At 73.9% G+C, this 18,519-nt stretch carries 18 protein-coding genes; 8 read left to right on the plus strand and 10 right to left on the minus strand.

Annotation, left to right across the window (positions count from 1 at the left end):
• Nucleotides 1–8 precede the first annotated feature (8 nt).
• The 7 genes from ACFUK0_RS05630 to ACFUK0_RS05660 all read right to left on the minus strand — a co-directional run bounded on the left by ACFUK0_RS05630 (nucleotide 9) and on the right by ACFUK0_RS05660 (nucleotide 7,194).
• The gene (locus ACFUK0_RS05630) at nucleotides 9–1,364 is read right to left on the minus strand and encodes a cytochrome P450 (RefSeq protein ID WP_380246758.1); all 1,356 of its coding nucleotides are present in this window, start codon (nucleotides 1,362–1,364) and stop codon (nucleotides 9–11) included.
• A 24-nt stretch (nucleotides 1,365–1,388) separates the two neighbouring features.
• A complete protein-coding gene (locus ACFUK0_RS05635) occupies nucleotides 1,389–2,531 on the minus strand; it encodes a selina-4(15),7(11)-diene synthase (protein ID WP_380246759.1) in 1,143 nt (380 codons plus the stop codon).
• A gap of 222 nt (nucleotides 2,532–2,753) precedes the next feature.
• On the minus strand, nucleotides 2,754–4,217 hold the full coding sequence (locus ACFUK0_RS05640; protein WP_380246760.1) for a cytochrome P450: 1,464 nt from the start codon (nucleotides 4,215–4,217) through the stop codon (nucleotides 2,754–2,756).
• Nucleotides 4,218–4,327: 110 nt separating this feature from the next.
• Nucleotides 4,328–4,942 (minus strand): ATP/GTP-binding protein, encoded by a 615-nt coding sequence (locus tag ACFUK0_RS05645; RefSeq protein WP_380246761.1) that lies wholly within the window; start codon nucleotides 4,940–4,942, stop codon nucleotides 4,328–4,330.
• Nucleotides 4,923–5,282, minus strand: a complete 360-nt coding sequence (locus ACFUK0_RS05650) for a DUF742 domain-containing protein (RefSeq protein ID WP_380246762.1) — start codon at nucleotides 5,280–5,282, stop codon at nucleotides 4,923–4,925. Before ACFUK0_RS05650 ends, ACFUK0_RS05645 begins: the two co-directional genes overlap by 20 nt.
• Nucleotides 5,279–5,665: a roadblock/LC7 domain-containing protein gene (locus ACFUK0_RS05655; RefSeq protein ID WP_380246793.1), complete on the minus strand. Its 387-nt coding sequence runs from the start codon at nucleotides 5,663–5,665 to the stop codon at nucleotides 5,279–5,281. Before ACFUK0_RS05655 ends, ACFUK0_RS05650 begins: the two co-directional genes overlap by 4 nt.
• 17 nt (nucleotides 5,666–5,682) lie before the next feature.
• Nucleotides 5,683–7,194, minus strand: coding sequence for an ATP-binding protein (locus ACFUK0_RS05660; protein WP_380246794.1), 1,512 nt, complete (start codon nucleotides 7,192–7,194; stop codon nucleotides 5,683–5,685).
• Between the two features lie 543 nt (nucleotides 7,195–7,737).
• Here ACFUK0_RS05660 and ACFUK0_RS05665 point away from each other — a divergent pair.
• The 6 genes from ACFUK0_RS05665 to ACFUK0_RS05690 all read left to right on the plus strand — a co-directional run bounded on the left by ACFUK0_RS05665 (nucleotide 7,738) and on the right by ACFUK0_RS05690 (nucleotide 14,563).
• The gene (locus ACFUK0_RS05665) at nucleotides 7,738–8,523 is read left to right on the plus strand and encodes a VOC family protein (protein WP_380246763.1); all 786 of its coding nucleotides are present in this window, start codon (nucleotides 7,738–7,740) and stop codon (nucleotides 8,521–8,523) included.
• Between the two features lie 93 nt (nucleotides 8,524–8,616).
• On the plus strand, nucleotides 8,617–9,366 hold the full coding sequence (locus tag ACFUK0_RS05670) for an HAD family hydrolase (protein ID WP_380246764.1): 750 nt from the start codon (nucleotides 8,617–8,619) through the stop codon (nucleotides 9,364–9,366).
• The gene (locus ACFUK0_RS05675; protein WP_380246765.1) at nucleotides 9,363–11,771 is read left to right on the plus strand and encodes a glycoside hydrolase family 65 protein; all 2,409 of its coding nucleotides are present in this window, start codon (nucleotides 9,363–9,365) and stop codon (nucleotides 11,769–11,771) included. Before ACFUK0_RS05670 ends, ACFUK0_RS05675 begins: the two co-directional genes overlap by 4 nt.
• A gap of 129 nt (nucleotides 11,772–11,900) precedes the next feature.
• Nucleotides 11,901–13,613, plus strand: coding sequence for a pyruvate dehydrogenase (locus ACFUK0_RS05680; protein ID WP_380246795.1), 1,713 nt, complete (start codon nucleotides 11,901–11,903; stop codon nucleotides 13,611–13,613).
• A gap of 88 nt (nucleotides 13,614–13,701) precedes the next feature.
• Nucleotides 13,702–14,301 carry a helix-turn-helix domain-containing protein gene (locus tag ACFUK0_RS05685; RefSeq protein WP_380246766.1) on the plus strand — a complete coding sequence of 200 codons (600 nt, stop codon included), beginning with the start codon at nucleotides 13,702–13,704 and terminating at the stop codon, nucleotides 14,299–14,301.
• Between the two features lie 61 nt (nucleotides 14,302–14,362).
• A complete protein-coding gene (locus ACFUK0_RS05690; RefSeq protein WP_380246767.1) occupies nucleotides 14,363–14,563 on the plus strand; it encodes a DUF6126 family protein in 201 nt (66 codons plus the stop codon).
• A 47-nt stretch (nucleotides 14,564–14,610) separates the two neighbouring features.
• On the opposite strand, the gene ACFUK0_RS05695 is transcribed toward ACFUK0_RS05690, so the two are convergent.
• Nucleotides 14,611–15,633, minus strand: coding sequence for a hypothetical protein (locus ACFUK0_RS05695; RefSeq protein ID WP_380246768.1), 1,023 nt, complete (start codon nucleotides 15,631–15,633; stop codon nucleotides 14,611–14,613).
• 275 nt (nucleotides 15,634–15,908) lie between these two features.
• On the opposite strand from ACFUK0_RS05695, the gene ACFUK0_RS05700 reads away from it, so the two are divergent.
• Nucleotides 15,909–16,382 carry a carboxymuconolactone decarboxylase family protein gene (locus ACFUK0_RS05700; protein ID WP_380246769.1) on the plus strand — a complete coding sequence of 158 codons (474 nt, stop codon included), beginning with the start codon at nucleotides 15,909–15,911 and terminating at the stop codon, nucleotides 16,380–16,382.
• 98 nt (nucleotides 16,383–16,480) lie between these two features.
• Nucleotides 16,481–17,314 carry an isocitrate lyase/phosphoenolpyruvate mutase family protein gene (locus ACFUK0_RS05705; RefSeq protein WP_380246770.1) on the plus strand — a complete coding sequence of 278 codons (834 nt, stop codon included), beginning with the start codon at nucleotides 16,481–16,483 and terminating at the stop codon, nucleotides 17,312–17,314.
• Nucleotides 17,315–17,379: 65 nt separating this feature from the next.
• Here ACFUK0_RS05705 and ACFUK0_RS05710 read toward each other — a convergent pair whose 3' ends face one another.
• Both ACFUK0_RS05710 and ACFUK0_RS05715 read right to left on the minus strand, forming a co-directional pair.
• On the minus strand, nucleotides 17,380–17,598 hold the full coding sequence (locus ACFUK0_RS05710) for a hypothetical protein (protein ID WP_380246771.1): 219 nt from the start codon (nucleotides 17,596–17,598) through the stop codon (nucleotides 17,380–17,382).
• Between the two features lie 54 nt (nucleotides 17,599–17,652).
• Nucleotides 17,653–18,498 (minus strand): hypothetical protein, encoded by an 846-nt coding sequence (locus tag ACFUK0_RS05715; RefSeq protein ID WP_380246772.1) that lies wholly within the window; start codon nucleotides 18,496–18,498, stop codon nucleotides 17,653–17,655.
• Nucleotides 18,499–18,519: the final 21 nt, after the last annotated feature.

Genomic DNA, 18,519 nt, shown 5'->3' on the forward strand with positions numbered 1-18,519 from the left:
TCGGAGGGTCAGGCGCCTTCGGGCGCCTCCCGCGCGGTCACCGTCATCGGCACGTGGTCGGGGTGCGGCATGGCCGCGACCACGTCCTTCGGGGTGTGGCCGGGCACCGGCCGCAGGCGCCAGCGGGAGAGCACGGTGGCCAGCGTGATGGTCATCTCCGCGCGGGCGAAGGCGTCGCCGATGCACTGGCGGGAGCCCGAGCCGAACGGGACGAAGGCCTCGCGCGGCATGCCCTCCCGGTTCTCCGGCAGCCAGCGGTCGGGGTCGAAGCGCCCGGGCTCCGGGTAGAGGGCCGGGTCCTGGTGCACCGCGTAGAGGCTGAACGCGATCTCGGTACCGGTCGGGACGGTCACGCCGCCCAGCTCCACCGGCGCCGTCGCCCGGCGCATCAGCAGCGTGACGCCGTGCAGCCGCAGCGTCTCGTCCAGCACCTGGCGGGTGTAGGTGAGCCGGGCCACCTCCTCGAAGCCGACGGCGCCGTCGGTGACCACGCTGTCGATCTCGGCGAGCAGCCGCTTCTCGACCTCGGGGTGCCGGGCGATCTCGTGGAAGGCCCAGCTGAGGGTCGACGCGACGGTCTCGGTGCCGGCGAACAGGATGGTGACCAGCTCGTCCCGGACCTCCGTGTCGGTCATCGCCTCGCCGGTGTCGGCGTCGCGGGCGGCGAGCAGGGTGGAGAGCAGGTCGTGGCCTTCGGCGCCGCCCGCCCGGCGGGTGGCGGCGACCACCTCGTCGATGACGCGCCGCAGGTTCGCGGCAGCCGCGTCGAAGCGGCGGTTCGGCGGGATCGGCAGGTGGTCCAGGAACTGCGGGGAGACCGCGCGGAGCAGCATGTTCTTGAGGATCACCGGGACGTCCCGGCGGACCGCGTCGACGGCGGCCCGGCCGATGTCGGCGGAGAACATGGTGGCGGCCAGGGTGCTGACCGAGAACTCGCCCATCACCTCCTCCACGGCCACCTGTTGGCCGGGCTGCCAGCTGTCCGTGAGGGTACGGGCCTGGCCGCTGATGACGGCGCAGTAGTCGGCGATCCGCTCGCGGTGGAACGAGGGCTGCATCAGCCGCCGGTGCCTGCGGTGGGTCCTGCTGTCGGCGGTGGCCAGGCCGGCGCCGACGAGCGGGCGCATCCGGTCGAACAGGCGGCCCTTCTCGAAGCTGGTGCCGTGGGTGACCATCACGGCGTGCGCGTAGGCCGCGCTGGTGGCGAAGTAGATCGGCATCCCGCCGACGTCGACGCGGACCAGCTCACCTTGCTGCCGCAGGGACTTGACGAAGGCGAGGGTGTCGCGCCACAGCGGCCAGACATGGCCGATCAGCGGCAGGGCGCCGGGTGCACGGGGGACGGTTTCGAGACCGGCTGTCACCGGGGGCTCCTTCCTGCGGTGGGACTACGCGGAGCGGAGCGCGGAGTGGAGGGGTGCCGGACGGGCGGCGGGGCGGGTGGCGGCGTACAGGGCGGAGAGCCGGCCGGCCTCGGTGGCGACGGCGGCCTCGTCCCGGGGCAGGACGCTCCACCACCAGGCGACCGCGGGGATGTCCAGCGGGTCCTGGCTGGTGTCGGTGGGGGTGTCGCAGAAGGCGTCCGGCAGATCGGCCGGGTCGTCCGGGGTGGTGTAGCGGCGTGAGCTGATGCCCCAGTCCTGGGCGCCGCGGATGAAGGTCTCCAGGCTGGCCAGGTACTGCTTCAACTGCGGGCTGGCCTGGGTGCGCAGGTGCGCGCAGAGGCGGACGAACAGGGTCAGGACGCGGTCCCGCTGGGCGATCGCGGTGGTCAGCGCCTGCTCGGGGGTGAGGCCCCGGCTGTGCTCCAGCACCCGGATGACGTTGAGGTAGTACAGGCCCGTCCGGCTCTCCTTGTGGTAGGAGAACAGGTCGTTGTCCCAGCAGATGACGAAGTACGCCATCTCGGCGGCGGCCCGGACGGCGGTGGAGTCCCGCTCGTGCGGCTGGAGTTCGTAGCCGTGCCCCATCTCCAGCAGCGGCAGCACGACCGAGGTGGCGCCGTCGTAGATGCGCATCAGGGTGTAGTCGTTGAGATCGGGTACGCTGCCGTGGCTGCGGTGCTCCGCCTCCCAGCCGACCGAGAGGCAGTACTCGCGCAGTGCGTCCACCCAGCGGGCGATCTGGCCGGGCGTGCCGTACTGGTCGAGCCGGTACCGGAGGTCCCGCAGGCCCTGGGCCAGCGGATCGTCCAGCAGCATCGGTACTTCCGGGTTCTGGGCGACTCTCAGCAGTCTGGAGAGCGCGGCGAGGAGTTCGCCCGGGCGGGTGCCCAGGTCACCCTCCTCGCAGAAGCCGTCGTCCACGCCGAACAGCCACAGGACGAAGTCGGAGAGGATGCCGACGACCTCCTCGCGGCCTCCGGGCAGGATCCGTGCGGCGAAGGTGCCGATGCTGTGCGTGACCAGTGCGCTGCGCAGGGCGGGTGAGCCTATGTCGAAGGCCTCGGCCCATTCGGTGGTCCGTCGGTCGACTGCCTCGTGGCAGGGGTGGATTGCCGGCCGGTAGGGCGAGAATATCGGCGGGACCATCGTGAGTTCGTGCACTGTCCGTCACCTCGGTCGACTGGCGTTCCTCCCACAGGCGGCCGGGTCGCGGGAGACTGCCCGCGGCCCGGCCGAAGTGGATCACGCGCCAATACAGCGGCATGCGACGGACGCCGTCAAGGGTACGAATGCGCCATGGCTTGAACTCGCGGGTGCCGTCCGGCTCCCGGCCGGCCGCCCACGGGCTCGCGCCGGCGCTGCGCCGGTTCAGCCGCGGCGGGAGCCTCCCAGCAGTGCGCTCCACCAACTACGCCGCTGAGCGGGAATGTTGGCCACCTGCGGCGGGGCGGCCGGAGTGGCGGCGGCCGGCGCCGGCCGGGGGGTGGCCGGCGGCGTCGGAGCCGGGGTCGCCGGGAACGCCTCGGGGAGTGCGCCGGTTCCCGCCGCCGCCTCCGTCTCACTCTTCGGGCGCCGCGGGGCGAACTGCACGGGCAGTTCGGAGAGGTGACGGGACAACCAGGCGGAGTCCCAGTGCAGCTCCTCCTCCGCCACCGCGAGCTGGAGGTCGGGAAGCCGGGTCAGCAGGATGTCGATGCCGGTCTCGGCGATGGCCCGGCCGACGTCCTGGCCGGGGCACTCGTGCGGGCCGCCGCTGAACGCCAGGTGCGAGCGGTTGCCGTAGAGCGGCATGTTGAGGTCGGGACGGACGGCCGGGTCGACGTTGCCGGCCGCGAGGCCGAGCAGCAGCATGTCACCGGCCTTGATCTCCTGGCCGCCGAGCTCGGTGTCACCGGTGGCCCAGCGCCCGGGGACGGCCGACAGCGGCGGGGTGTCCCAGAGCACCTGGTCCAGCGCGTCCGGCAGGGTCATGTGGCCGCCGGACAGGTTGGCCCGGAAGCGGCGGTCGGTGAGGACCATCTTCAGGGTGTCCGCGATCAGGTTGACGGTGGTCTCGTTCGCGGCGATCAGGACGAGCCGCAGGTGCTCCATGACCTCGTCGTCGCTGAGCCCGGCCTCGTCCTGGAGCAGCCAGGAGGCGAGGTCGGCGCCGGGGGCGGCGCGCTTGCGCTCGACGAGCTGACGCAGCGTCGCCACGACGTAGTCGTTGCTGGCTATCGCCGTCTCGGTGCCCTTCATCAGGTCCCGGGCCGCCTGGACCAGCCGGGGCCCGTAGCTCTCGGGCATCCCGACCAGCTGCGTCATCACGAGCATCGGCAGGTGCTCGGCGAACTGGGAGACCATGTCGGCCCGGCCGGACTCGCCGAAGGCGTCGATCAGCTGGTCGGCGAAGCGGGTGACGTAGCGCCGGATGCCGCGCCGGTCGAAGCGGCCCAGGCTGTCGGTGACCGCGCCGCGCAGCCGCTTGTGCTCCTCGCCGTCGGCGAACACGCACAGCGGCTGCCAGGCCACCATCGGCATCAGCGGGGAGTCCGGCGTGACCCGGTTCTCCTGGAACGCGCTCCAGCGACGGGAGTCCCGGGAGAAGCGGGACGGGGTGCGCATGGCGGTGAGGTTCGCCGAGTGGCCCAGCACCAGCCACGCGGGCAGGTCGCCGTGCAGCAGGACGGGAGCCACCTCGCCGTGTTCGGCGCGCAGCTTCTCGTACAGGCCCGCCGGGTCGGCCTCGGCCTCCGGCCCGTACAGCCGCCGGAGGCCGTCGGCGCCGAGTCCGTGGGCGGGGCAGCCGGGCGGAGGGGTGAGGGAGGCGTCTGCAGAGGACGGGGTCGTCACGGTATCTCCGGGGTCATCGCGGGGGGATCATCGTTGTGAGGGTATTCGAGGGATAGTCAAGACCATGTGCCGATCGGGTCGGTGAGCGGGGCGGCATACCGGGGGCAGCATCAGGCGGGAGCCGCCGAGAGCGAGTACAGGTACCGCATGAGGGCCATCAGGACGTCCCGGCTGGACTCCCGGGTGCGGGCGTCGCAGGCGACGATCGGCACGTCGGGGGGCAGGTCGAGGGCGGCCCGCAGTTCCTCGGTCGGGTAGGACGGCGAACCGGGGAAGGTGTTGGCCGCGACGACGAACGGGACGCCGCGCTCCTCCAGCCGCCCGATCACGTCGAAGCTGACCTCCAGCCGGCGGGTGTCGACCAGCACGACGGCGCCGAGGGCGCCCTCGAACAGGCCGTTCCAGAGGAACCAGAACCGCTCCTGGCCCGGGGTGCCGAAGACGTACAGCACCAGTTCCTCGTTGATGCTGATCCGGCCGAAGTCCATCGCGACCGTCGTGGAGGTCTTGCGCTCGACCCCGGCGACGTCGTCGACGTCCGCACCGGCCTGGGTCATCGTCTCCTCGGTGGTCAGCGGGCGGATCTCGCTGACGGAGCCGACCAGGGTCGTCTTGCCGACCCCGAATCCGCCCACGATCACGACCTTGACCGCCATGGCGGCCGAGGACGGCAGCAGGTCCGCGCTCTGCGGCCCCACCACCGTCTCAGAGCTTCTGAAGTCCATGAATCACCGCCTCTATCAGGGCACGGTCGGGAAGAATTGCCTGCGGGACGGGGAGCCGGGCCTCGACCCGGTGCTCGGTCAGCAGGTCCGCGAGGAGGACGGTGACCACGCTCATCGGCAGGCCCAGATACGCGGAGACCTCCGCCACCGACAGTGGGGAGGCACAGATCCGCAGGATCGCGGCGTGCTCCGGCTGCATGGTCGGCGTCGGCTCCGCACGGCTGACGACGAGGGTGACCAGGTCGAAGGTGGTCGGCCCGGATGAGCCGCTGCGACCGCGAGTGATGACGTAGAGCCGCTCGGGGTTGCCTTCGTCCCAGTCCTGGTCGGTTTCGCTCATGCGACCTGCTCGCCGCTTCGTGGCGGCGTGCTGAGGTGCTCGCCGATCCGCGCGACCAGGTCCCGCATCCGCTGGCCCATCAGCCCGGCGTCCACGCCCTCGTCGGCCAGCACCGCGAGGTACGCGCGGGCGCCGGCCGCCATCAGGTAGAAGAAGCCGCCGCCCATCTCGATCACGACCAGCCGCATCCGCCCGTCCCCGTGCGGGAACTCGTGGCCGACCGCGGCGGCCAGGCTCTGCAGACCGGCGCAGGCCGCGGCGAGGCGGTCCGCGGTGTCCGTGTCGGTGCCGTACTGGGCCATCCGCAGCCCGTCCGCGGAGAGCACGACGACGTGACGGGTCTGCGGTACGCCGTCCGCCAGTTCCTTGAGCATCCAGTCCATGTTGGCCCGCTGCTGAATCACTGCTCGCCCTTCCCTGCCGACTCGTCACTGGTGTGGCCGGCCGGGGAGGCGACCGGCGCCTGGCCGTTCACCCCGTCCTGGAACGCTGCCAGCCACATGCCGGGCTGCACCGGAGCCTCGGCCGGTTGAGGGATCTTCGGAGCGGCGGAGCCCGCCCGGGAGGGTGCCGCGTGGCGGCGGCGCTGCGGCAGCCCGTTCGGCGTCCGCTCGCTCACCACCGGGGTCTCCTCCTGTGCCGACGCCACCGCCGGCCTTGCCGACGGCGCCCACTGCCGCGGACCGGCGGCGGGCCGGGGACTGATCGCCGCCGGTGCCGTCCGGGGGCCGGAGGCGACGCCGATGCCGTGCGCGCGCCCGGTCGCGGGCGCCGTGGTGATCAGCTCCTGCGGCACGATCAGCACCGCGCGCACACCGCCGTAGGCGGACGGGCGCAGCGACACCTGGAAGCCGTAGGCCTGGGCGAGCCGGCCGACCACGGCCAGGCCGAGTCGCGGCGTCTCGCCGAGGTCGTTGAGGTCGATGCCGGCCTGCGCCTCCTTGAGCATGCGCTCGGCGCGGGCCCGGCCCTCCTCGGAGAGGCTGAGGCCGCCGTCCTCGATCTCGATCGCTATACCGGTCTGCACCTCGACGGCGGTGAGGTGCACGTTGGTCTGCGGCGGCGAGTAGCGGGTGGCGTTGTCCAGCAGCTCGGCGAGCGCGTGGATCAGCGGCTCGACGGCCGGGCCGACGACGGCGACCTCGGAGACGGGGTGCAGCTCGACCCGGGGGTAGTCCAGGATCCGCGAGACGGCGCCGCGCAGCACGCTGTACAGCGGCACCGAACGGCTCCACTGGCGGCCGGGGCGGGCCCCGCCGAGGACGGCGATGGAGTCCGCGAGACGTCCGACGAGCGCGTTGCCGTGGTCGAGGCGCAGCAGGTCCTCGAAGACCGCCGGGTCGTTGCCGTGCCGGTCCTCCATCTCGCGCAGGTCCTGGGCCTGGCGGTGCACGATCGCCTGCACGCGGCGGGCGATGTTCACGAACGCCCGCTGGGCGGACTCGCGCATGCCCTCCTCGTTGTCGACGGCCTCCAGGACCGTCCGCAGCACGGCCTGGCGGGCGGCGCGGAATTCGAGGCTGACGGCGCCGTCGGGCGACTCGGACGCCCGCAGGACGTCCTCGACCAGCTCGCCGCGCTGGAGCCTGGCCACCGCCTCGGGCAGCACGACCTGGGCCAGCTGGACCGTCTCGGCCTCCTGCCGGGACAGCCGGCGGCGCAACTCGGTCTCCTGCAGGGCGTACCGCTCGCGCAGGGTCACCAGGGCACGGCCTCGGCGGGCGGCCTCGGCGGCCACCACGGCGACGGCCGCGGTGCCGATCACGCCGCACCAGACGACGCCCGCGCGGGCACCGGTGGAGACCACCGACGCGGCGACCGCGGCTGCGGCCGCCGTCACGACCGTGGGCAGGAGCCACACGAGAACGGGAGCGGAGCGCCGACCTCCGGGTGACGATCCAGCACGAAGCATCAGCATCCTCAAACGATCGAAAGATTACGGAACGACGGGCGGGAGTCGGCGCCGGCGCTACGGGCTGCGGTGTCACGCGGCCCGTCGGGGCCGAGCCGGTCCTCGCTGACCTGCTGTGATGGGGTGCAGCTGGCTGAGCCGGAAGTAGCATAGCCGGTTTTGCGGATATGCCTGACGCAACCTCAACAACACTGCTCTATAGCCGATTTAATGCCCCCCTGACGGACATTTCGCGCATCTTGCCCGCTCCTGCGACGGCCCCGGCCGGTCCGCGCCGGTCGCGGCCGGGGTGGTTCTCGCACCAGGCTTGCCCCGTTGCGGGCCCCTCGCACCGGTGTCTGAGCCCGGTTCGCCCATGGGAGCGGACTCCCCGCCGAACTGCCACGGGACACGGAGCACCCGTGGTATTGCCGGGCCCCGGGGCGGGCCCGGCGGCGCCCCTGCGCCGGGTGGCGGGATCGCGACGGCGCGGCCATCGTGGGCGGTGGAAACCCACCGCCCCGGATCCCGACCCGAGGGCGGACTCTCGCACGGAGGCCCGCGATGCCCGAAGTGAAGTCCGCGTACGCACCCGGTACCCCCTGTTGGGTCGACCTGATGGCCAAGGACCAGCAGGCCGCCCTCGACTTCTACCGCGACCTGTTCGGCTGGCAGGGCGAGGTCGGCCCGGCCGAGTTCGGCGGGTACGCGATGTGCACCCTGAACGGGAAGCCGGTGGCCGGCATCATGGCGGCGATGGCCCCCGAGGGGCAGCCCGAGCCGCCGACCGTCTGGACCACCTACCTGGCCTCGGACGACGCCGAGGCCACCCAGCAGGCGATCACCGAGCACGGCGGCACGGTCATGTACCCGGTGATGGACGTCGGCACCGTCGGCCGGATGCTGGTCGCCGCCGACCCGACCGGCGCCGTCTTCGGCGTCTGGCAGCCGCTCGACTTCTTCGGCGCCCAGATCGTCAACGAGCCCGGTGCGCTGACCTGGAACGAGATCAACACCACCGACACCGCCGCGACGGGCAGCTTCTACGAGCAGGCCGCCGGGCTGCGCCCGGACACCGTCGAGGGCGTGCCCGACTACTACTCGCTGAACGCCGGCGAGCGCTCCGTCGGCGGCATGCAGCTGCTGCCCGACTACCTGCCGCCCGGCACGCCGCCGCACTGGATGACGTACTTCTCGGTGGACGACTGCGACTCGGTGGTGGACGCCCTGGTCCGGGCCGGCGGCTCGGTGCTCCGGCCGCCCTTCGACATGGCGGCCGGCCGGATGGCGGTCGTCCAGGACCCGCAGGGCGCCGTCTTCTCGGTGATCGCCGCGCCCGCCGCGCCCTGAGGCCGGATCCGCACCCGAAGCCGCCCGTTCACGACGCGCCAGCCGCGCCGGGAATGGGCGGTTTCGTGCGCGGATCCGGGTAAGACTGCCCTCATGCTGGGTCTTCCGGACGACATCCGAGCCTTCCTCTTCGACCTCGACGGGGTCCTCACCCAGACCGCCAAGGTGCACGCCGCGGCCTGGAAGGACACCTTCGACGGCTTCCTGCGCGCCGAGGCGGCCCGCTCCGGCGGGAGCTTCGTCCCCTTCGACGCGGTCGCCGACTACGACACCTACGTGGACGGCAGACCGCGCCTGGACGGCACCAGGGCGTTCCTGCGCAGCCGCGCCGTCGAACTGCCCGAGGGCACCGCGGACGACCCGCCGGGCACCCGCAGCGTGCACGGGCTCAGCAGCGCGAAGAACGACACCGTGCTGCGGCTGATCCGCGAGCAGGGCGTCCAGCCGTACGCCGGCTCGGTGGAGTACGTGCACCGGCTGCGGGCGCTCGGCCTGCCGAGCGCGGTGGTCTCCTCCAGCGCCAACTGCCGGGACGTGCTGCGGGCCGCCGGGATCGAGGACCTGTTCGACGTGATCGTCGACGGCGTGGTCGCCCAGCGGGAGGGCCTGCCGGGCAAGCCCGCGCCGGACACCTACCTGGCCGCCGCCCGCGCCCTGGGCGTCGAGCCGGCCCGCGCCGCCGTCTTCGAGGACGCGCTCGCCGGGGTCGCCTCCGGGCGGGCCGGCGGCTTCGGCGCGGTGGTGGGCGTCGACCGCACGGGGCAGGCGGAGGAGCTGCGCCGCAACGGCGCCTCCGTCGTGGTGGCCGACCTGGCCGAGCTGATCGAGGGGGCGTCCGCATGACTCCGCCGGACAACTTCACCGTCGACCCGTGGGCGGTCGCCGAGCACGGCCTGGACCCGGCCGGACTCGCCCGGGCGGAATCCGTCTTCGCCCTCTCCAACGGCCACGTCGGCCTGCGCGCCAACCTGGACGAGGGGGAGCCGCACGGCCTGCCCGGCACCTACCTGAACGGCGTCTTCGAGCTGCGCCCGCTGCCGTACGGCGAGGGCGGCTACGGCTACCCCGAGTCGAGCCAGAGCGTCATCAACGTGACCAACGGCAAGATCATCCGGCTGCTGGTCGACGACGAGCCGTTCGACCTGCGCTACGGCGAACTGCGCAGTCACCGCCGCAGCCTGGACTTCCGCGAGGGCCTGCTGCGCCGGGAGGCCGAGTGGACCTCGCCGGCCGGCCGGACGGTCAAGGTGAGCTCCTCCCGGCTGGTCTCGCTCACCCAGCGGGCGGTGGCGGCCGTCGACTACGTGGTGGAGGCCGTGGACGGTCCGGTCCGGATCGTCCTGCAGTCCGAGCTGGTCGCCAACGAGCAGCTGCCCGGCGGCGCCGGCGGCGACCCCCGGGCGGCGGCCGTGCTGGAGGCCCCGCTGATCTCCGAGGCGCACCACGCCGCCAACCGCAAGGCCGTCCTGGTGCACCGCACCCGGTTCAGCGGGATCCGGGTGGCGGCCGGCATGGACCACCTGATCGAGGGCCCCGCAGGCTTCGACGCCACCGCCGAGAGCAGCGACGACCAGGGCCGGGTCAGCGTCACCACGGTGCTGCGGCCCGGTGAGCGGCTGCGACTGGTCAAGTTCATCGCGTACGGCTGGTCGGCGACCCGCTCGCTGCCCGCCGTCCGGGACCAGGTCGAGGCCGCGCTGACGGCCGCCCGGTACACCGGCTGGGACGGTCTGGTGGCCGAACAGGTCGCCTTCCTCAAGGACTTCTGGGACACCAGCGACATCGAGGTCGAGGGCGACGTCGAACTCCAGCAGGCCGTCCGCTTCGCGCTGTTCCACGTGCTGCAGGCCGGCGCCCGCAGCGAGGAGCGGGCCATCCCGGCGAAGGGGCTGACCGGCCCCGGCTACGACGGCCACAGCTTCTGGGACACCGAGGCGTTCGTGCTGCCGGTGCTGACCTACTGCCTGCCCGGCGCCGTCAACCAGGCCCTGCGCTGGCGGCACACCACGCTGCCGCTGGCCCGCGAACGCGCCACCCAGCTCGGCCTGGCCGGCGCGGTGTTCCCCTGGCGGACGATCCGCGGCGAGGAGTGCTCCGGCTACTGGCCGGCCGGCACCGCCGCCTTCCACATCGGCGCCGACATCGCGGCCGCCGCCGCCCGCTACACCCGGGCCAGCGGCGACGTCGGGTTCGAGCGCGAGTACGGGCTCGAACTGCTGGTGGAGACCGCCCGGATGTGGCGCTCGCTCGGCCACCACGACGCCGCCGGCCGGTTCCGGATCGAGGGCGTCACCGGCCCCGACGAGTACAGCGCGGTGGCCGACAACAACGTCTACACGAACCTGATGGCGCAGACCAACCTGCGGGCCGCCGCCGAGGCCGCCAACCGGCACCAGACCGAGGCCGCCGCCCTCGGCGTCGACACCGAGGAGATGGCCGCCTGGCGGGACGCCGCGGCCGCGATGTTCATCCCGTACGACGAGAACCTCGGGGTGCACCCGCAGGCCGACGGCTTCACCGACCACCAGCTCTGGGACTTCGACGGCACGCCGCCGGAGAAGTACCCGCTGCTGCTGCACTTCCCCTACTTCGACCTCTACCGCAAGCAGGTGGTCAAGCAGGCCGACCTGGTGCTGGCCATGCAGGTCCGCGGCGACGCGTTCACCGACGAGCAGAAGGCCCGCAACTTCGCCTACTACGAACGCCTCACGGTGCGCGACTCCTCCCTCTCGGCCTGCACCCAGGCGGTGATGGCGGCCGAGGTCGGCCAGCTGGACCTCGCGTACGACTACACCGCCGAGGCCGCCCTGATGGACCTGCACGACCTCGGCGGCAACACCGGCGACGGCCTGCACATGGCCTCGCTAGCGGGCGCCTGCATGGCCCTGGTGGCCGGCTTCGGCGGGCTGCGCGACCACGACGAGACGCTCGCGTTCCGGCCCCGGCTGCCCTCCGGCCTGCGCCGGCTGACCTTCGCGCTGAAGGTCCGCCAGTGCCTGCTGCAGGTCGCCATCACCCACTCCGGCACGACGTACACGCTGCGCCGCGGCGAGGTCCTGCACGCCACCCACGACGGCGAGGAGATCCAGATCAAGGCCGGCAGCCCGGTGCGCCGCCCGACCGCCGTCCCGCCGGCCCAGGAGCGCTGCGTCCAGCCGCCCGGCCGCGAACCGGCCCGGCGGCAGGCACACGCGGGGGTCACCGGCGGGACGGTCGGCGCCGGGCCCGAGCACCTCGCGGCCGAGTAGGGCCGGCCGGGGCCCGTCACCCGGGCGGGCCGCCCCGGATGCGTGCGGGCCCGCCGCCGGGGCAGGGTGCTGGTGTCCGGTGACCGGTGCCGAAGAGGGAGTGCCCCCGTGGTGAGTGTGGCCGAGCAGATGGTGGAGGTGCTCCGGCAGGCCGGGGTGGAGCGGGTCTACGGGGTCGTCGGCGACAGCCTCAACCCGGTGGTGGACGCGATCCGCCGCACCGAGGGCATCAGCTGGGTGCACGTGCGCAACGAGGAGGCCGGTGCGTTCGCGGCCGCCGCCGAGGCCGAACTCAGCGGCCGGCTCGCGGTCTGCGCCGGCTCCTGCGGCCCGGGCAACACCCACCTCATCCAGGGCCTGTACGACGCCCAGCGCAGCGGCCTGCCGGTGCTCGCCCTCGCCTCGCACATCCCGTCCGGCCAGATCGGCACCGGCTTCTTCCAGGAGACCCACCCCGAGCGGGTGTTCACCGACTGCAGCAGCTGGTGCGAGATGGTCTCCACGCCCGCGCAGCTGCCGCGCCTGCTGCGGGTCGGGGTGCAGCACGCGCTGGGCGCGCACGGCGTCTCGGTGCTGGTCTTCCCCGGCGACGTGGCCGCGCTGCCGGCCGCCGGGCCCACCGGCACCAGCACCTTCCTGACCGAGCAGGCGGTCGCGGCGCCGCCCTGGAGCCAGGTGCAGGAGCTGGCGAGGGCGCTCAACTCGGCGCGCCGGGTCGCGCTGTTCTGCGGCGCCGGTGTGCGGGGCGCGCACGCCGAGGTGATGGCCGTGGCGGGCGCCGTCCAGGCCCCGGTCGGGCATTCGCTGCGCGGCAAGGAGTGGATCCAGTACGACAACCCGTACGACGTCGGGATGAGCGGCCTGCTCGGCTACGGCGCCTGCCACGAGGCACTGCACGAGGCGGACCTGGTCCTGCTGCTCGGCACCGACTTCCCCTACGACTCCTTCCTCCCGCAGGCCCGGACGATCCAGGTCGACCACGACGCCACCCGCCTCGGCCGCCGCACCCCGCTGGAGCTGGCCGTCCACGGGGACGTCTCGGCCACCCTGCGGGCGGTGCTTCCGCTGCTGGAGCAGAAGACCGACCGGGCCTTCCTGGACGGCATGCTGGACAAGCACTACAAGGCGCTGGACGGCGTCGTCGGCGCCTACACCAGGGACATCGAGAAGCACCTGCCGATCCACCCCGAGTACGTCGCCTCGGTGCTCGACGACGTCGCCGCCGACGACGCGGTGTTCACCGTCGACACCGGCATGAACAACGTGTGGGCGGCCCGCTACCTGACGCCCAACGGCCGCCGGCGGGTGATCGGCTCCTTCCTGCACGGCTCGATGGCCAACGCCCTGCCGCACGCGATCGGCGCCCAGCTGGCCTGCCCGGGGCGGCAGGTGATCTCGATGTCGGGCGACGGCGGGCTCGGGATGCTGCTCGGCGAGCTGCTGACGGTGGCCAGGCACCGGCTGCCGGTGAAGACCGTGGTGTTCAACAACGGCGCGCTCGGCATGATCAAACTGGAGATGCTGGTCTCCGGCTACCCCGAGTCCGAGATCGACAACGGGGACGTGGACTACGCCGCGATCGCCCGCGCCGCCGGTATCCCGGCCAAGCGGGTCACCGATCCGGCGAAGGTGCGGGAGGTGCTGGCGGAGGCACTGGAGCGGCCCGGCCCGGCGCTGGTCGACGTGGTCACCGACCCGAACGCGCTGTCCATCCCGCCGCACATCACCGCCGCGCAGGTCAAGGGCTTCGCGCTGGCGGCCGGCCGGACGGTGCTGTCGGGCGGCGTCGGCCGGATGATCGACCTGGCGCGCAGCAACCTGCGCAACATCCCGCGCCCCTGAGCAGGTTCGCGGACGGGGCGCTGAACGCCGGGTTTGCCTCTGAGGCAAAATTCTTGCCCGGCAGGCACGGCGGGTGTCCACTGGGTACATGACCACCAGCCAACCGGACGACCGTGAGGTCGCCGGCCTCGCCGCTCGCCTGCGTGAGCACCGCCTCGGCAGCCGGCTCACGCTGGAGTCCGCGGCCGCCCGGGTCGGGCTCTCCCCAGCCTATCTCTCCCGGCTGGAGACCGGACAGCGCCAGCCCTCGCTGCCCGTCCTGCTCGGTCTCGCCCGCGCCTACGGCAGCACCGTCTCCGGGCTGCTCGGCGAGACCCCCGACGACCTCGACCCGGTCGTCCGGGGCGGCGCGATCGAACCCGGCCGGGCCGGCGGCTGGGGCTACCGGCGGGCCGGCGCCCCCGGCCGCGCCATGCAGGCACTGCGTGTCCAGGTGCCGCCGAGCGTCCAGGACGCGGTCGTCCGGGTCCACCCGGGCGAGGAGTGGCTGCACGTCGTCCGCGGCCGGCTGCGGCTGACCCTCGGCGACCGCGTCCACCTGCTCGACGAGGGCGACTCCGCCCACTTCGACTCCCTCACGCCGCACTGCATCGCGGCGGACTCGGCGAGCGGCGTCGAGCTGCTCTTCCTGCACACCCTGCTGCAGAGCCCCGGCGGCGAACTCTGCCTCGGCGGCGGGCCGCACTGAACCGCGGTCCCACCGTCCCACCCGTGATGACACGCCGTCATGACACCCCAGGAGGCTTCTCATGTCCGAAGCAGTTGCCACCCCCGCCGCTGCCGCCCCCGCCGACGCGGCAGCCCCGGCCGTCCTCGCCCCGGCCACCATCGACGCCGGGAAGCGGGCCAACCGCCGGGTCGGGATCCGGGTCCTCATCTACATGGTCGCCACCCACGCCTTCGCGGGGTTCATCATGCTGCTGTTCGAGATCGGCAACCGCAAGGGCTGACGGCCGCCCGCACGACCGGGGTGCGGTGAGGGTGCGGTGAGGATGCGTCACCTGCGGCGGGTGCGCAGTACCAGCAGGGCGCCGACGGACAGCAGGACGGCGGCGGCTCCCGCCAGGGCGGGCAGCCACCGCCCGGCGCCGGTGCCCGGGAGGGTGCCCGCGACCGGCGCGCCGGACGGTGCCGCGGTGGCTGTCGCGGTGGCCGTCGCGGTGGTCGGTGACGGTATCGCGGTGGCAGGTGGAGGCGCCACGGCGTCCCCGCCGGGTGCGGGCGGCTCGGGAGCGGGGTCCGCCGACGGCCGCGCAGCGGTGGCCGACGCGGTGGCCGCGGGCGACGGAGTGGCCGTGGGAGTGGGCGACGGCTCCGGTGAGGGTGACGGCTCCGCTGAGGGTGAGGGTGAGGCCGTCCCGACGGGTGCGGCCGACACCGTGGTCAGCACCCGGCAGGCCGGATCCTCGCTGCCCGGGCCGCAGTTGCTCCGCCCGCCGGCCACCACGACCCCGTTGCGCATCGCGCCGTCCCCGGAGCCGGCGGCCCGCACCTTCACCGAGTACGTGACGGTGGCCTTCTCGCCGGCCGCCAGGGTGCCCTGCCAGCGCACCTTGGGCCCGGTGTACGAGAACGTGCCCCGGTCCGCCCTGAGGTCCCAGCCGTAGGAGGCGTCGTCGAGGTCCTCGGTCAGGTCGTCCACCAGGGTGGCGCCGGAGGAGGGAGTGCTGCCGGTGTTCTCGACGGTGATGGTGTAGCCGACCAGGTCGCCGGGTGCGGCCGAGACGGCGGAGGCGCTCTTGCCGACCTTGAGGTCCGGCCCGGCGGCCGGGGCGTCCACCCGGGCCGGGGCGGGCCCGCAGGCGGGGTTGGAGACACCGCGGAGGGCGGCCGTGATCTCGCCCTCCGCGGTGTGCTCGGGGGTGGCGGGGCAGCCGCCCGGCACGGCGGCCACGCCCAGGGGGCCCACGGCCGCGGCACCGGCGGGCACGGACATGCCCAGGGCGAGCAGGGCCGAGCCGGTGACGGCCGCCGCCGTACGCGGCGCGTTCCGGGGCTTCCAGGCTGGTCGCGCTGTCACGGGGGCTGCTCCTCGCCTCGGGCGCGGCCGCCCTCGGCAGCGCCGCCGGGCCCTGTGCGGGCGCCGGATCTGCTCGGACGCTAGGCCGTCCGGGTGGGTGCGCCGGGCGGGCGGGTGACAGACATGCCGAAATTCATACGAATGGCGCATATCTGACCGTACGACAGATGGTCGGGCGGGTGGCCCGGGGCCGGCCCGCCCGCCCGAAGTGACACATGAACCGGTGCTCCGAATGAACCATGTGAGGGGGCCAGTCGGCTCCTAGGCTGGCAGTCATGACTACCGAAGACACCACGCCCGTCCCCGCCCCGGAGCAGCGGATCTCCCTGCCGCACCTGCTGCCCGAGTTCTACAGGGCGATGTCCGCCCTGGAGAAGAGCTCCAAGGCCGGGTTCGACCCGCAGCTCGCCGAACTCGTCAAGGTGCAAGCGTCGATGGTCAACGGCTGCGCCTTCTGCATCGACATGCACGCCACCGACGCCGTCAAGGGCGGCGAGCAGGAGTACCGGATCCGCTCCCTGCCCGCCTGGCGCGAGACCCCCTGGTTCACCGCCCGCGAGCGCGCCGCGCTCGCCCTGACCGAGTCCGTCACGCTGCTCACCCAGGGCCACGTGCCGGACGCCGTCTACGAGGAGGCCGCCCGGCACTTCGAGGAGACCGAGCTGGCCCACCTGATCGCCGTGATCGTCACCATCAACGCGTGGAACCGGATCGGCGTCACCTCCCGGCTCAGCCCCGCGCCGCGATAGCCGCCGCGATAGCCGTCGCGGCCGTCGCCGCGGACCGGCCCCGGTACCGGTCCGAAATCCGCCGGAACACCGCCCCGAGGACTGACAGGCTCACACCCATGACCACTCAGCACGACAAGGCCCGGCTCCTGCACACCCTGCACCGCCCGGGCGACCCGCTCCTGCTCGCCAACGTCTGGGACGCGGCCGGCACCCGCCTGGTCGCCGCGACCGGAGCGGCGGCCGTCGCCACCGCCAGCGCGAGCGTCTCCTGGACGCTCGGTTTCCCCGACGGGGACCGGGCCGACCTCGCCCAGGTCCTCGCGCAGAGCGCCCTGGTGGTCCGCGCGGCCGGCGCGCTGCCCGTCACGGTGGACCTGGAGAGCGGCTTCGCCGACACCGCCGCCGGGGTCGGGGGCACCATCACCGCCCTGCTGGCCACCGGCGCGGTCGGGGTCAACCTGGAGGATGCCGGGCCGGCCGGAGCCGCGCCGCTGCGGCCGGTGGCCGAGGCGGCCGCGCGGATCGCCGCCGCCCGCGCGGCGGCGGACGCGGCCGGCGTCGGGCTGTTCGTCAACGGCCGCACCGACGTCTTCCTGCGGGCCGTCGGCGACCCCGCCGACCGGCTGGCGGAGGCCGTCGCCCGGGCCCGCGCGTACGTCGAGGCGGGTGCCGACGGCGTCTTCGTCCCCGGCGTCACCGACCCGGAGACCGTCGCCGAGCTCGTCGCCGCCGTGCCCGCGCCGCTGAACGTGCTGGCCGGGCCCGGCGCCCCGAGTGTGCCCGAGCTGGCGAAGCTGGGCGTGGCCCGGATCAGCCTCGGCCCCGGCCTGGCCCGCGCCGCCTACACCGCGCTGCGCGACGCCGCCGAGGAGTTCTACGCGAGCGGCACCTACCGGGCGATCGACGGCGGCATCGGCTACGGCGAGCTGAACGGCCTGCTGGGCGGCTGAGCCGGCCGTGCCCCGAGTGCCTGTCCGTGCCTGTCGGCGCCCCGGTCCGTACCCGTCCGTGCCTGTCAGCGGCCCAGTGAGCCCGGGTCCGGGATGTTCGTCCGGACGTCCCGGACGGGGCCGCCGACCACCGGCAGCCGGCCGGCCTCGTTCAGGGCCAGGTCGGCCGGCGAGACGGACAGCCCGTCGGCGGCGCCGCTCAGCACGTCGTCGGCGGCGTGCGCGGGGGCGGCCAGGGCGAGGCCCGCCATGGTGAGGGCGGCGAGGGCCGCGAGCTTCTTCATGGCCGGTCAAACGAGCCGGCGGCCCGGCGGTCACCCTCGGCCCGGACCGACCGGCTACTCCTCGCCCTCGGGCGGCCGGATCGTCCAGCGCAGCACCGTGCCGCCCGCACCGTCGGTTTCGAGCGTCACCGGGTGGACCAGGCCCTCCGCCCGGCCGCCGCGGTGCAGCATCGAGTGGTCGGACGGATCCCAGCCGATGCCGAGCATCCGGCAGCCGCCGACCTCGACGGCCCCGGCCAGCAGCGGATGCTTCTCGCCCGCCTGCATCGCCCGGTAGAAGTCCGTGTGCCGCTCGACGGAGACCGCCACGCCCCGGCCGCTTCCCAGGCCGCCCCGCCAGACCTCGATCTCCGTCGCGAGCGTCTCGGCCTCCGCGACCGGCAGGTCGGGCCGCCCCCAGGGGCCGTGGGGCGAGGGCATCCGCTGCCCGCCGAAGCGGGCGTGCGCGTCGTCCGCGTGGAGCCCCCAGTAGATGACGTCGGCCAGCCCGTCGGCGGGCTCGGCGTGCATGCCCCGCCAGACGTCGAGCCCCGAGCCGTCCCCGATCACCATGCCGCCCCGGTCGACCGGGAGGTCCCCGAGCAGGACGGGCGCGTCGCCCGCCCGCGTCCAGGGCAGCCCGAGGCCGACCTCCAGCACCGAGATCACCGGATCCTCGGTGACCCAGGAGGGCGCGGTGGCCGCCCGTACCCGCAGCGGCCGGCCGGCCGCCGCCGGGACGGCGACCGCCTCGCACTCCTCGTCCCGCAGGTGGCCCCCGCCGGCGGCCGCGGCCGCCCCGGCCCGCTCGGACAGCGGCGCCCCCAGCTCGGGCCACAGGTCGATCCACGACCCCAGGCCCAGCACCAGCACGCCCGACGGCGTCGTGACGGACCCGAGGTCCACGAACGGTTCGCTCATCCGCCGATTGTCCCCGGGCCG

Origin of the sequence: Kitasatospora sp. NPDC057223 (genome assembly GCF_042669755.1) — a bacterium.
Taxonomy (GTDB): domain Bacteria; phylum Actinomycetota; class Actinomycetes; order Streptomycetales; family Streptomycetaceae; genus Kitasatospora.